A 12509-nucleotide genomic window follows, 5' to 3' on the forward strand; every position below is an offset into this window, starting at 1 on the left:
ATAAGCCGTGTGGCGCTATGGTTATCGGAGGACTGGCTTTGGAAGCTGCGACGGACTGTGTGTCAGGTTATTCAGGAGTAGTTGGCGATGAGCGCTGCAGCCCCCACCCCACCAAGCGTACTGATTGTCGAAGGCGATCCTTGGGTACGGGACATGCTCAGCGAGATGCTGCTCAGCGTGCGCTGTGACGCCCGCCTGCAGGTATGCGCGGACGGCTCGCAGGCGCTCAGTGCCTTGTCCAGCAAGCCTGACCTGATCATCGCCGCCCGTGAGCTGGCCGGTGTCGACGGCCTCGACCTGCTGCGCAAGGTGCGCGCCAAAGGGCCAGGGGTGCCGTTCATTCTCATGAGTAACCGCAATGACAGCGCCAGTGTGCGCGAAGCGCTGCCCCTGCACCCCACGGCGTACCTGAGCAAGCCGCTGAACCTGGATAACCTGCGCAAGCGCCTGCAAGAGTTGCTGCTGGCCGTTGGCGAGGAGATCGCCTGCCCGGTACCGGCGTTGCAGGCGGGGGCCACCCTGTCAGCCTACCTTGAGCAGCGTCGCGCTACCGCCGATGGTGGGCCGCTGCTGGCCGATGTGCAGGTTGCGATCAATCGAGCGCTGAACCCCCAGGGCCTGAACCTCAGGGTGCTCGAAGAGGAAGTGCGTAACGATCCGCAAGTTACGGCGGTGCTGATCGCTGCCGCCAATAGTGCGGCATTGCACCGTGAAGCCCCGGTGCAGACGTTGCTGCAGGCCCTGAACAAGCTTGGCAGTACCCAAAGCATGAACCTGATCCTGGGCATGACCCTCAAGCGCAGCGCACGCCTCAGTGACCCGCTGTTGGCGGAGCACGCGACCCGTTACTGGGACCTGTCACTGCACACTGCCGAATATGGCCGCACCTTGGCGCGCATGCTCGAACTGGACGAGGGGCGTTGTTATTGCGCGGGCTTGCTGCATTGCCTGGGCGACCTGGCGGTGTTGCGCTGCCTGCAAGAGTGGCGGTTGGCCGGGGGGGATCTGGACGAGCGCAATGTGCAGCAATCGCTGGAAGAATTTGCTGCGGCATTCGGCTCGGCGTTGCGTACTCGCTGGCGTTTGCCGCTGGCACTGCGCGAGCTGATCGCTGCGATCTACCAGTTGGGTGGTGGCGTTTACTCGCTGGAGATCCTGGCCATGAACCTGGCTGGGCAGTTGTCGCGGCTGCCGGCTGGGCAGGGGCTGGAGAAGGTGGCCAGCGGCAAGACGGCGCGCCTGCTCAAGCTTGGCCTGCCGGAGCTGAGGCGGTTGCGCAAGGTGGAGAATCCGGAAGTAAAGCCGCAGGAAGAACCGCCGGTGGCTGGGGCCGAGGTTTCCAACTGAGATTCGGGGGCCGCATTGCGGTCCTTCGCGGGCTTGCCCGCTCCCACAGGCCCTCGAATACCGGCCAAAGCCAGTGCCCGTGCCGCCTGATCAGCCGCGGACTATCTGGTTCTTGCCCTGCCGCTTGGCCTGGTACATTGCCGCATCGGCCCGCGCATACAGGCTGTCCAGCGCCACATCCTCATCGGTCAGCCCGGTCAACCCCTGGCTCACCGTCACCCCGTACGTCTGCTGGCCATGGCTGAAGCTCAAGTGCTGTATCTGCCGTTGCAAGCGCTCGGCAATCTGCTCCGCGATTTGGGCGGTACAGCCGGGAAACACCGCCGCAAATTCTTCGCCGCCAATGCGTCCGAACAGGTCGCCCCGGCGTAGCACGGCCTTGCCGCTGTCGGCGATGTGTTGCAGCACCTGGTCGCCTTCCTGGTGGCCATAGCTGTCATTGATGCGTTTGAAGTCGTCGATATCCAGCAGCAGGAAAGCCAGCGGTGTACCGTCCTCGCGTGCACTGTCGAAGGCTTGCTGAGCACATTCGAAAAAGTGCCTGCGGTTACTGCTCTGGGTCAGCACGTCGGTGGTGGCCAGGCGCTGCAGTTCGCCTTCAAGCTGCTTCTTCTCGGTGATGTCTTCGGCGATACCGACAATGATTACCCGGTCGCTATCGTGCTGCTGGTTGATGTAGCACTTGTCGCTCAGCCAGCGCAGTTGCCCGTCGGCATTGAGGATGCGGTACTCGCGGTCTTCCACCGCGCCCTTGAGCAGTACCTGGGCCAGGCTACGTTCGGCGAACTCGAGGTCGTCGGGGTAGATGCTGTCACGCCATTCGTTGTAGTCAGCCAGCACCAGGCTGACCGGGCGGCCGAAGATGCGCTCGTAGGCTGGGCTCACGTACAGCACCTGACGGGTTTCCCAGTCGAAGGCCCAGAGCACTGCGTTGACGCTGTCGAGCAACGAGCTGAACAGCTGATCACGCTCACTCAGGCGGGCAACCTCTCCTTGGGCGTGGAGTAACGCCAGTAAAGTCTGGGCGGCTTCGGGAGGAGGGGTGCCGGGGAAAATCGTTGGAATGTTCTTGGCCATGTGCACGGAGCAGGTCTCAACGTGAAAGCGTGCGGCCAGCATCCGGCCCGCCACGCAGGCGATATTCCGGATTCGAGTGGAGAGGTGGGGGCGAAGTTCCGAATGGCACGCCCCGCTGGGGGGCGTGCCGATCAACGGCGGTCAGGCGCCGGTCGGGCGCAGCGAGTAAGTCTTGAGTTGTGCTGCGAAGTCGCGCAGTGCCTGGATGCCGCTGGTTTCGGCCTCATGTACCCAGTCTTTCATGGCTGCCAGCATGTCGTGGCCGTTGGCACTGGTGCGCGCCCAGATCTGCTGCAGGGCCAGGCGCTTTTCGTAGATGGTTTTCAGTGCCTGGCTGTGCGCGAGCATGGACTCGATGCGCACGTGGTGGCGGTCTTCCAGCAGGCTGGTTTCGCGCGAGAGCAGCCGTTTGGCACGGCGGAAGCGGTGGCGCACCGAGGCGTCGACACGGGCCAGTTCCTGTTTCACCAGCGGGCCGATCACCAGCTTGCGGTACTGGGCCATGATCTGGAAGCGGTTGTTGAGGATGGCCATGGCGGTGTCCATGTCCAGGCTGGCCTTGCCGGCCACCCGGTGGGCGATGGGCGCCACGCGCTGCACCTTGGCCAGACGCAGCAGGCAGAACAGGCGGATCCACGCCCAGCCCATGTCGAACTCCCAGCGTTTGACCGAGAGCTTGGCCGAGTTGGGGTAGGTGTGGTGGTTGTTGTGCAGTTCTTCACCGCCGATGACGATGCCCCAGGGCACTAGGTTGGTGGCGGCGTCGCGGCATTCGAAGTTGCGATAGCCCAGGGCATGGCCCAGGCCGTTGACCACACCGGCGGCCCAGAACGGAATCCACATCATCTGCACCGCCCATATGGTGATGCCTATGGTGCCAAACAGCAGCAGGTCGATTACCGCCATCAGTGCGATACCGCCCAGTTTGTAACGCGAGTACAGGTTGCGCTCGATCCAGTCATCCGGGCAATTCTTGCCATAGATGCGCAGGGTTTCGGGGTTGCGCGCCTCTTCACGGTACAGCTCGGCACCCTTGCGCAGCACTGTGCCCAGGCCCTTGTACACCGGGCTGTGCGGGTCGTCGGGGGTTTCGCACTTGGCGTGGTGCTTGCGGTGGACGGCGGTCCACTCGCGGGTGTTCTGCGCCGTGGTCAGCCACAGCCAGAAGCGGAAGAAGTGCTTGAGCGCGCCATTGAGCTCCAGGGCCCGGTGCGCGGAGTAGCGATGCAGGTAGACCGTGACGCTGACAATGGTCACGTGGGTCATCAACAGAGTGATGCCGACCAGTTGCCAGGCCGACAGGTCGAGCAGGCCGTTATACCACATAGGTGCAAATACCCTCGAAATGCAGGGGGAAGGGCTGATTATCCCTTGGCGGGGAAATAAAACCAGTCAACCGTTGAGATAGGAGGTCACGACATGTTTCAGCCTTTATAATGCCCACTCCTTTTTGATGGCCTTTCCCACCCGACATGTCTGTTTCCGTTCGCGACGCCTTGCGCATGGCTGCGCTGTATGTGGTGCTCTCGATCCTCTGGCTTGCGCTGGCGGAGGTGATGCTGCACAGCATGACTGACGATCCCTTGGCACTGACCGTGGGGCGGCAGATCAACGTGGTGGTCTGGGTGCTGCTCAGTGCCTTGCTGATCTATGTGTCGCGCGTGCGCCTGCTCAATTTCATCGGCCATGGCGCGCGTTTGCGTTGTGAAGACCGTGAACGGCTGCGCATGGCTGCCGCAGTGTTCGACAGTACCCTCGAAGGTGTGCTGGTGACCGACCGCCAAGGCCTGATCGTGCACGTCAATCGTGCCTTCATGCGCATCACCGGCTACCAGCAGGATGAGGTTATCGGCCAGCGCCCGAGCAAGTTCAAGTCGGGCCACCATGGCCTGGCCTTCTACCAGGAGGTTTTCGCCACCCTGGCCGAGAAGGGCGAGTGGAGTGGTGAAATCTGGAACCGGCGCAAAAGCGGGGAAATCTACCCGCAGTGGCAGACCATTTGCGCCATTCGTGATGACGAGGGTGAGCTCAGCCATTACGTGGCGGTGTTCAGTGACATCAGCGCCATCAAGCATTCGGAGCAGGAGCTTGCCTACCTGGCCCACCACGACCCGCTGACTGGCCTGCCCAACCGCCTGCTGTTTACCGACCGGCTGGAGCAGGCATTGGCGGCGGCGCAGGCCAACAAGCGCGGTTGCGCCTTGTTGCTGCTGGACCTGGATCACTTCCAGAGCATAAACGACGGCCTGGGCCATACCATTGGCGACCAGTTGCTGAAGCTGGTGGGCGAGCGTCTGGGGGAGGTGTTGGGTAACGGTGTGACCCTGGCGCGCCTGGGCGGCGACGAATTCGGCGTGCTGGTCGAGAACTGCCAGCAGGTCGGCCAGGCGGGCAAGCTGGCGCAGTGCATCATCGAGCGTATGCGTGAGCCGTTTCAGTTCGACGGCAATCGTCTGTTCATCAGCGCCAGCGTCGGAATCAGCCTTTACCCCAGCGATGCCTTGGGTGCCGAGCAGTTGCTGCGCAATGCCGACTCGGCGTTGTACAAGGCCAAAAGCAACGGGCGGGCCTGCTATGCGCTGTACACCGAAGAGCTGACCGCCCACGCCCAGCATCGGGTCGAGACCGCCGCTGAATTGCGTCGGGCCCTGGAGCAGGATGAACTGCGGGTGTACTTCCAGCCGGTACACGACCTGGCGTCAGGCCGACAGGTCGGGGTCGAGACGCTGGTGCGCTGGCAGCACCCCAGGCGCGGTCTGGTACCGCCGGGTGAGTTCATCCCGATTGCCGAACGCACCGGCCTGATTGCCGAGATCGATACCTGGGTGCTGCGCCAGGCCTGCCGGCAAATGGTGCAGTGGCAGGCTCAAGGCCGGCAGCTGGCATTCGTGGGGGTGAACATCTCCAGTCGCCTGTTTGGCCAGCATGAGCTGTATCGGCAGGTAGCCGAAGTGCTGCACGACACCGGCCTCGCCCCGGCCTTGCTGGAGCTGGAAGTGACCGAAAGCGCGGTGATGGAAGACCCTGAGGTGGCGCTGGAGCAACTGCACCGCTTGCGCGAACTGGGGGTGACCCTGGCCATCGACGACTTTGGCACCGGGTATTCGTCACTGCTGCGGCTCAAGCGTTTGCCGGTGCAGAAGCTGAAAATCGACCAAGGGTTTGTGGCTGGGTTGCCAGTGGATGAAGACGACATCGCCATTGTGCGGGTGATCATCGCCTTGGCCCGTAGCATGGGGATGCAGGTGCATGCCGAGGGCATCGAGCAGGCGGAACAGGCCAGCTTCCTGCTGCAGGAGGAGTGCCAGTTGGGGCAGGGGTACTGGTTCGGGCGGCCAGTGCCGGCTGAGGATCTTCGCTGGGATTGAGACCGGGCTGCAAAGCAGCCCTCAGATTTCAACGCTTGTTCAAACCCTTCGCCAGGCGGTCCCCGCCCAGCTGGATCAACGCCACTAACGCTACCAGCATGGCGATCACGGTCAGCATGATCTGGCTGTCGAAACGCTGGTAGCCATACCGATAGGCGATATCCCCCAGCCCGCCGGCACCAATCGCCCCGGCCATCGCCGACGAGTTGATCAAGGTCACCAAGGTAATGGTGAAGCCCCCGACGATCCCCGGCAGCGCCTCGGGCAACAGTACATGCCAGACGATGTGCCAGCGCCGGCAGCCCATGGCCTGTGCGGCTTCCACCAGACCATGGTCGACCTCACGCAGGCTGACCTCGGCAATCCGCGCAAAGAACGGTGTGGCGGCAATGGTCAGTGGCACCACTGCCGCCCACACACCATAAGTGGTACCCACCACCAGGCGGGTGAATGGAATCAGCGCCACCATCAGGATCAGAAAGGGAATCGAGCGGAACAGGTTGACGAAGGCGCCCAGCACCCGGTTCAGCAGCCGCGCCTCGAAGATCCCGCCCTTGTCGCTGGTCACCAGCAGCACCGCCATGGGTACACCCACCAGCAGGGCGATCAGTGACGAAACCCCAACCATCAGCAGCGTATCAAGCAAGCCTTCCAGCAGGCGATCAATCCACATGGCCCAATACCTCCACGTCCTCGGCCCAACGGCGGGCACGTTCCAGCAATTGATGGGTGTCGTGCGGCGAGTGTTGCACCGAGAGGATGAGTTGCCCCAAGGCATGTTCGCCGATGGTTTCCACGCCGCCCTGCAGCAGACGCACACGCCCGCCCAGGTCGTTGAACAGGGCAGACAGCTCTGGCTCGCCGAGCACCGTCAGTTTCAGCACTACGGCGCTGTTGCCGCTCGCCGGGTGGGCCTGGAGGCTGGCTTGCAGTGCGGCGGGTAGCTTGGCCTGCAAAGGGGCGAGCAGGGTGCGGGTAACCTCGTGACGAGGTGAACCAAACACCCGCCAGACCTCGCCCTGCTCAACCACTGCGCCGCGTTCCAGCACCACTACCCGGTGGCAGATGTCGCGAATCACCGCCATTTCGTGGGTGATCAGCACGATGGTCAGCCCCAGGCGCTGGTTGATATCGCGCAGCAGTTCCAGGATCGAGGCGGTGGTTTCCGGGTCCAGCGCCGAGGTGGCCTCGTCGCACAGCAGGATCTCGGGGGTGTGCACCAGTGCCCGGGCAATGCCCACGCGCTGTTTCTGCCCGCCGGACAGTTGCGCCGGGTACACGTGATGTTTTTCCTGCAGGCCGACCAGTTCCAGCAACTCGCGCACCTTGCGCTGGCGTTCGGCTTTTGCCACGCCGGCGACTTTCAACGGCAATTCGACGTTCTGCCACACGGTCTTGGCCGACATCAGGTTGAAGTGCTGGAAGATCATGCCGATGCGCCGGCGCAGGGCCACAAGCTGGTCCTCATTGAAAGGCGCGATATCCACCTGGTCGATCAATACGCGGCCCTGGCTGGGTTGCTCCAGGCGGTTGATGGTGCGCAGCAGTGATGACTTACCGGCGCCGCTGCGGCCGATGATGCCGAAGATCTCGCCATGGCGGATGTTCAGGTCGATGCCTTGCAACGCCGGTTGCGCCTGGCCGGGGTAGGTCTTGCCCAGGCCGATGAAGCGCACGTGGGCTTCATTGACGTCGGGGCGCAGGGCCTGTTCCCTGGCCATTGGCGGCAGTGCTTGGGGTGTAGGCGCCCTGAGCGCGCTGGCCTGGCTCATTTCAGCCTTCCCAGCCGGCTTGGTAGAGCTTGCCGTGAGCTTTGTTCAACGCAGCGCGCACCACTGGCGAATGCTGGTAGATGTCGACGAACTTGGCCAGGCGTGGATCGTCCTTGCTTTGCGGGCGAATGACGAACTGGATCACGTACTCCTTGTTTTCCAGTCCGTCGAACAGCAACGCCGAGGTAGCATCGAAGGTGTTGGCCAGGCGGATGTAGGCCGGGTAACCCTGCACCAGGTCGGCGTCGTCGTAGGCGCGTACCAGTTGCACCGCCTCGACCTGAAGGATCTTCAGCTTTTTAGGGTTGGCGAGGATGTCAGCCTCGGTGGCCTTGTAGCCCACGCCGGGCTTGAGGGTGATCAACCCGGCCTTGGCCAGCAGCAGCAGGCCACGGCCGCTGTTGATCGGGTCGTTGGCGATGGCCACGCTGGCGCCTTCAGGCAGCTCGGCAAAGCTTTTGTACTTTTTCGAGTACAGGCCAACGTTGTTGATGATGCCCGGGGCGTAAGGCACAAGGTTGAAGCCTGCAGCAGCCTTGGCGTTTTCCAGGAACGGGATGTGCTGGAAGTAGTTCACGTCGATGTCGCCGCTGTTGAGGCTGACATTGGGCGCAATCCAGTCGCTGAACTCGATCAGCTTCACTTCCAGGCCTTGCTTGTGGGCTTCTTCCACCGCGGCTTCCAGTGGAATGGCAAAGGCCGAGGTGGTACCGATCTTCAACGGCTCGGCAGCAAGGGCACCGGCGCACAGGCCGAGGATGATGGCAATGGCCGCGACGGGCCGGAACAGTTTCTCAAGCATGGTGCAGGGCTCCAGTCGGGGTAGGGGTAAAGCGGTAAGCCGAGCCAGGATGGTCGGCGGGTAAGTGCGGGTGGTCGGCCTGGAACAGTTTTTCGCGCAGGGTGCCTTCGGTGTAGGCAGTCTTGTAGCGGCCACGCTGCTGAAGTTGCGGGATGACCAGCTCGATGAAGTCCTCGAAGCTCTCCGGGGTGACGGTGCGGGTCAGGTTGAAACCGTCCAGGCCGGTTTCATCGATCCACGCGATCAACTGCTCGGCCACCTGTTCAGGCGCGCCGACCAGGGTTACGTAGCGGCCGCCCAAGGCGTGCTGTTGCAACAGGCGCCGGCGGGTCCAGGCGTTGTCTTGCAACTGGCGCGTGGCTGACTGGATGGCGTTGCCCTGGTTGAAGGCAATGGGTTGGTCCAGTTCATAGGCGGCGAAGTCGATGCCAGTGGACGCGGCGAAGTGCGCGACCCCCGCTTCGGCGCTGGCGTGGCGCAGGTACTCGGCATGTTTGGCCTGGGCCAGTTGCTCGGTGGCCGCAACGATCACCGTGATGCCCATGAACACCTTGACCGCCTGCGGGTCGCGGCCGGCGGCCTGGGCGGCCGCGCGAACCTTGTCGACCTGGGCGCGGGTGGCTGCCTTGTCCTGGCCACTGATGAACACGCATTCGGCATGGTTGCCGGCGAAGGCCAAGCCACGCGGCGAGCTGCCGGCCTGGAACAGCACCGGGGTGCGCTGCGGTGAGGGCTCGCACAGGTGGTAGCCTTCGACCTTGTAGAACTCGCCCTGGTGCTGAACCTTGCGCACCTTGTCGGGCGTGGCATAGACGCGATGCTCGCGGTCGGCGACCACTGCGTCATCGGCCCAGCTGCCTTCCAGCAGCTTGTACAACACCTGCAGGTATTCATCGGCCTGGTCGTAGCGGCGATCATGCTCCGGTTGCTGCGCCAGGCCCATGGCCCGGGCAGCGCTGTCGAGGTAGCCGGTGACAATGTTCCAGCCCACCCGGCCATTGCTCAGGTGGTCGAGTGTGGAAAGGCGCCGGGCGAACAGGTACGGCGCCTCGTAGGTGAGGTTGGCGGTAAGGCCGAAACCCAGGTGACGGGTGACCGCAGCCATGGCGGACACCAGCAGCAGCGGGTCGTTGACTGGCAGCTGGATCGCCTCCTTGAGGGTGACGTCCAGTGACTGGCCGTAGATGTCGTAGGTACCGACGATGTCGGCAATGAAAAGCCCGTCGAACAGACCGCGCTCCAGCAGGCGTGCCAGGTTGGTCCAGTAGTCCAGGGTCTTGTACTGGGTTGAAGTGTCCCGTGGGTGGGTCCACAGACCGTGGTTGATGTGCCCGATGCAGTTCATGTTGAAGGCATTGAGCAGAATCTGCTTGGCCATCAGATGGTCCCCCGGCGTGGCGGGTTGGCATCGTTGAGGTAGTAGTTGCCGATGGCGTGGTACTTCCAGCGCACCGGATCATGCAGGGTGTGCACGCGAGCGTTGCGCCAGTGGCGGTCGAGGTTGTGTTCGGCCAATGTTGCCTGGCTGCCGCCCAGTTCGAACAGGGTGGTACCGGCGGTGAGGGAAATTTCGGTGCTGATGGCGCGTGCTTCGGCCACGGCGATGGAGGCGGCGGCCACGTTGTCGGCAGTGCTGTCGTCGCGGGCGCGGTCGAGGTATTCGCCTGCGCGCTCCAGCAGGGCTTCGGCCGCGTGCAAGCGGACCGCCAGATGGCCGAAGCTTTTCAGCGTCAGTGGGTCATCCGTGGCCTTGTCCAGGCCGGAGTCGACCCACGGACGGCTGCGGGTGCGCACGAAGTGCAGGGCATCTTCATAGGCGGCGCGGGCAATACCGGTGTCGATGGCGGCATGGAGGATCTGCGCCAGCGGGCCGACCGGGGTAGGGCGCTCGAAGGCGCTTTGGAACGGCACCACGTCGGCTGCGCTGACGTACACGTTATCGAACACCACCGAACCGCTGCCGGTGGTGCGCTGGCCGAAGCCGCTCCAGTCGTCGATCACCTGCAGCCCCTGGCTGTCGGCCGGGACGAAGGCCAACTGTTGTATGCCTTGTTCATCCACGACCGAGGTTGGAATGCGCTGGGCATAGATGGCGCCTGTGGAATAGAACTTGCGCCCGTTGATGCGGAAACCGTCGCCGTCACGGCTCAGGCGGGTGGTGCGCTCGTGGGCGGTCTTGGTGCCCAGCTCGGCCAGGGCATTGCCGAAACGGCGGCCGGCCAGCACCTCGGCGTACAGGCGCTGTTGCTGTTCGGGGCTGCCGTTTACCCGCAGCACTTCCAGACCGTAGAAATGATTCTGCGGAATCTGCCCGAGCGAACCGTCGGCCTGCGCGATACGGGCGATGACCTTGGCCAGGGTGACGTTGGACACGCCGGCACCGCCGAAGGCTTTGGGCACGCTGATGGCCCACAGGCCGGAGCGGGTGAACAGCTCGAGTTCGGCGAGCGGCAGGCGGCGCTCGCGGTCGCGCAAGGCGCTGTCGCGGCGCAGTTGCTGGGCGATGTCTTCGGCGACGGCCAGGGCTTGGGCATCGCTGGTGATGATATTTGTAGTCATGTTGTTCTCCGGGGCCATTGGGGCCGCTTTGCGGCACATCGCGACACAAGGCCGCTCCCACAGGAAACTGCGCTCTACTTGTGGGAGCGACCTTGTGTCGCGATGGGCTGCAAAGCAGCCCCCAGGGCCCGCAAATCAGATCCAGGAATGCCGCGCAGGCAGGGTGCCGTTAAGGTGGTAAGCGCCCACCGCGTGGTACTTCCAGCGCACCGGGTCGTGCAGGGTGTGCACCCGGGCATTTCGCCAGTGGCGGTCGAGGTTGAACTCGGCAAGGGTGGCGCGGCTGCCGGCCAGCTCGAACAGCTTTTCGCTGGCCTGCAGGGCAATCTCGGTGGTCAGCACCTTGGCCTCGGCCACCGCAATCGAGGCACGTGCCGCGCTGGCTGCGTCGATAGGCGCAGCATTGACCTCGTCGAGTACCCGAGCAGCTTTGCGCAGCAGCGCTTCGGCGGCGTGCAGCTCGAGTTTCAGGCGGCCGATGTCGGCAATTACATAAGGGTCGTCACTGGCACGGTCGACGTTGGCTTCTATCCACGGCCGGGACTTTTCGCGCACGAACGTGATCGCATCATCGATAGCCGCTTCGGCGATGCCGGCGTCGATCGCCGCCTGGATCAGCTGCGAAGCGGCGCCCTGAATGTTGGGGATATCGCGCTGGCGCCAGTTGTCGATCACCAGTTCCGCGTCAACCGGCACCTGGTCCAGCAGCACGGTACCGCTGGCGGTGGTGCGCTGGCCGAACCCGGACCAGTCATCGACAATGCGCAACCCCGGGCTTCCCCGGCGCACGAATGCCAGGCGCTGGCGGCCTTCATCGTCTAGGGCTTTTACCGCCACCCAATGGGCGAACAAGGCACCGGTGGAGTAGAACTTCTCGCCACTTATGCGGAAGCTGTCGCCGGCGCGCGTGATTCGGGCCTTGAGGGTGAGGGTATCCCTGGTGCCACGTTCAGGCCCGGCATTGCCGATGCGCCAGCCGTCGAGCACGCTGCGGAAGATCAGCGCTTGTTGCGCCTCGCTGGCCGTCAGGCGCAGCAGTTGCAGCATGCCGAACTGGTTCTGCGGGATCTGCCCCAGGGCGGGGGCGGCGGCGCTGATCAGGCGGAACACTTCGGCGACGGTTGCGAACGACACGTCGGGGCCACCGTAGGCCTTGGGTACGGTGATGCTGCCCAGACCGCTGCGGGTAAACAGTTCGATTTCGGCCCAGGGCAGTTTGCGTTGCTGGTCGCGCCGGGAAGCTTGCTCACGGGCGACCTCGGCCAGCTCGCGGGCCGCTTGCAGGGCTTCGGCGTCGTTGCGCAGTACCTTGGCCGGCAGCAGCGGGGGCGAGCTGTCGAGATCGCTATGGAATTGGGTGTTGGCTTGGCTGGGCATCAGTGCCGCTCCTTGGCTGCACTCAATGCCCTGGCGTTACGCACTGGGGTGATTGTGATCCTGACCATTCCTGACCTCACAAAATAGTTATGTCGCTACAGCTGATCGCGACAGACGTGTGCTGGTCCGGTGGTCCGGTATATATACCCTAATGATTTATAAAATTTTTATGAACTAACTTTTTGGAATATTTATAGAAGGGGGATT

10 protein-coding genes are annotated in these 12509 nt (G+C 63.5%); 2 read left to right on the top strand and 8 right to left on the bottom strand.

Translation table 11 applies throughout. The annotated features are described in order from the left end of the window. Positions 1-87 precede the first annotated feature (87 nt). A complete protein-coding gene (locus tag LU682_RS00925) occupies positions 88-1347 on the top strand; it encodes a response regulator (protein WP_010951597.1) in 1260 nt (419 codons plus the stop codon). 90 nt (positions 1348-1437) lie between these two features. On the opposite strand, the gene LU682_RS00930 is transcribed toward LU682_RS00925, so the two are convergent. Beyond that, entirely contained in the window at positions 1438-2466 is a 1029-nt protein-coding gene (locus LU682_RS00930; RefSeq protein WP_049588052.1) for a GGDEF domain-containing protein, read from the bottom strand. A 99-nt stretch (positions 2467-2565) separates the two neighbouring features. Next, on the bottom strand, positions 2566-3750 hold the full coding sequence (gene desA / locus LU682_RS00935; RefSeq protein WP_010951599.1) for a delta-9 fatty acid desaturase DesA: 1185 nt from the start codon (positions 3748-3750) through the stop codon (positions 2566-2568). 146 nt (positions 3751-3896) lie between these two features. On the opposite strand from desA, the gene dibA reads away from it, so the two are divergent. After that, positions 3897-5792, top strand: coding sequence for a phosphodiesterase DibA (gene dibA, locus LU682_RS00940; protein WP_010951600.1), 1896 nt, complete (start codon positions 3897-3899; stop codon positions 5790-5792). A 28-nt stretch (positions 5793-5820) separates the two neighbouring features. Here dibA and LU682_RS00945 read toward each other — a convergent pair whose 3' ends face one another. From LU682_RS00945 to LU682_RS00970, 6 genes are all read right to left on the bottom strand, one after another. Next, on the bottom strand, positions 5821-6465 hold the full coding sequence (locus tag LU682_RS00945) for a methionine ABC transporter permease (protein ID WP_010951601.1): 645 nt from the start codon (positions 6463-6465) through the stop codon (positions 5821-5823). Further along, positions 6455-7564: a methionine ABC transporter ATP-binding protein gene (locus LU682_RS00950; protein WP_010951602.1), complete on the bottom strand. Its 1110-nt coding sequence runs from the start codon at positions 7562-7564 to the stop codon at positions 6455-6457. The genes LU682_RS00945 and LU682_RS00950 overlap by 11 nt, the downstream gene beginning before the upstream one ends. A 1-nt stretch (position 7565) precedes the next feature. Beyond that, entirely contained in the window at positions 7566-8366 is an 801-nt protein-coding gene (locus LU682_RS00955; protein WP_010951603.1) for a MetQ/NlpA family ABC transporter substrate-binding protein, read from the bottom strand. Then, entirely contained in the window at positions 8359-9744 is a 1386-nt protein-coding gene (locus LU682_RS00960) for an LLM class flavin-dependent oxidoreductase (protein ID WP_010951604.1), read from the bottom strand. The genes LU682_RS00955 and LU682_RS00960 overlap by 8 nt, the downstream gene beginning before the upstream one ends. After that, a complete protein-coding gene (locus LU682_RS00965) occupies positions 9744-10925 on the bottom strand; it encodes an SfnB family sulfur acquisition oxidoreductase (RefSeq protein ID WP_049588088.1) in 1182 nt (393 codons plus the stop codon). The genes LU682_RS00960 and LU682_RS00965 overlap by 1 nt, the downstream gene beginning before the upstream one ends. Before the next feature lie 135 nt (positions 10926-11060). After that, a complete protein-coding gene (locus LU682_RS00970; RefSeq protein WP_060489672.1) occupies positions 11061-12302 on the bottom strand; it encodes an SfnB family sulfur acquisition oxidoreductase in 1242 nt (413 codons plus the stop codon). Positions 12303-12509 lie beyond the last annotated feature (207 nt).

Source organism: Pseudomonas alloputida, from assembly GCF_021283545.2.
Classification (GTDB): Bacteria; Pseudomonadota; Gammaproteobacteria; order Pseudomonadales; family Pseudomonadaceae; genus Aquipseudomonas; species Aquipseudomonas alloputida.

Excerpts from the sequence above, each read along its gene's own strand:
- LU682_RS00955 (WP_010951603.1), bottom strand. The coding sequence starts at position 8,366 with ATGCTTGAGAAACTGTTCCGGCCCGTCGCGGCCATTGCCATCATCCTC.
- LU682_RS00965 (WP_049588088.1), bottom strand. The coding sequence starts at position 10,925 with ATGACTACAAATATCATCACCAGCGATGCCCAAGCCCTGGCCGTCGCC.
- LU682_RS00925 (WP_010951597.1), top strand. The coding sequence starts at position 88 with ATGAGCGCTGCAGCCCCCACCCCACCAAGCGTACTGATTGTCGAAGGC.
- desA (WP_010951599.1), bottom strand. The coding sequence starts at position 3,750 with ATGTGGTATAACGGCCTGCTCGACCTGTCGGCCTGGCAACTGGTCGGC.
- LU682_RS00950 (WP_010951602.1), bottom strand. The coding sequence starts at position 7,564 with ATGAGCCAGGCCAGCGCGCTCAGGGCGCCTACACCCCAAGCACTGCCG.
- dibA (WP_010951600.1), top strand. The coding sequence starts at position 3,897 with ATGTCTGTTTCCGTTCGCGACGCCTTGCGCATGGCTGCGCTGTATGTG.
- LU682_RS00930 (WP_049588052.1), bottom strand. The coding sequence starts at position 2,466 with ATGCTGGCCGCACGCTTTCACGTTGAGACCTGCTCCGTGCACATGGCC.
- LU682_RS00970 (WP_060489672.1), bottom strand. The coding sequence starts at position 12,302 with ATGCCCAGCCAAGCCAACACCCAATTCCATAGCGATCTCGACAGCTCG.
- LU682_RS00960 (WP_010951604.1), bottom strand. The coding sequence starts at position 9,744 with ATGGCCAAGCAGATTCTGCTCAATGCCTTCAACATGAACTGCATCGGG.
- LU682_RS00945 (WP_010951601.1), bottom strand. The coding sequence starts at position 6,465 with ATGTGGATTGATCGCCTGCTGGAAGGCTTGCTTGATACGCTGCTGATG.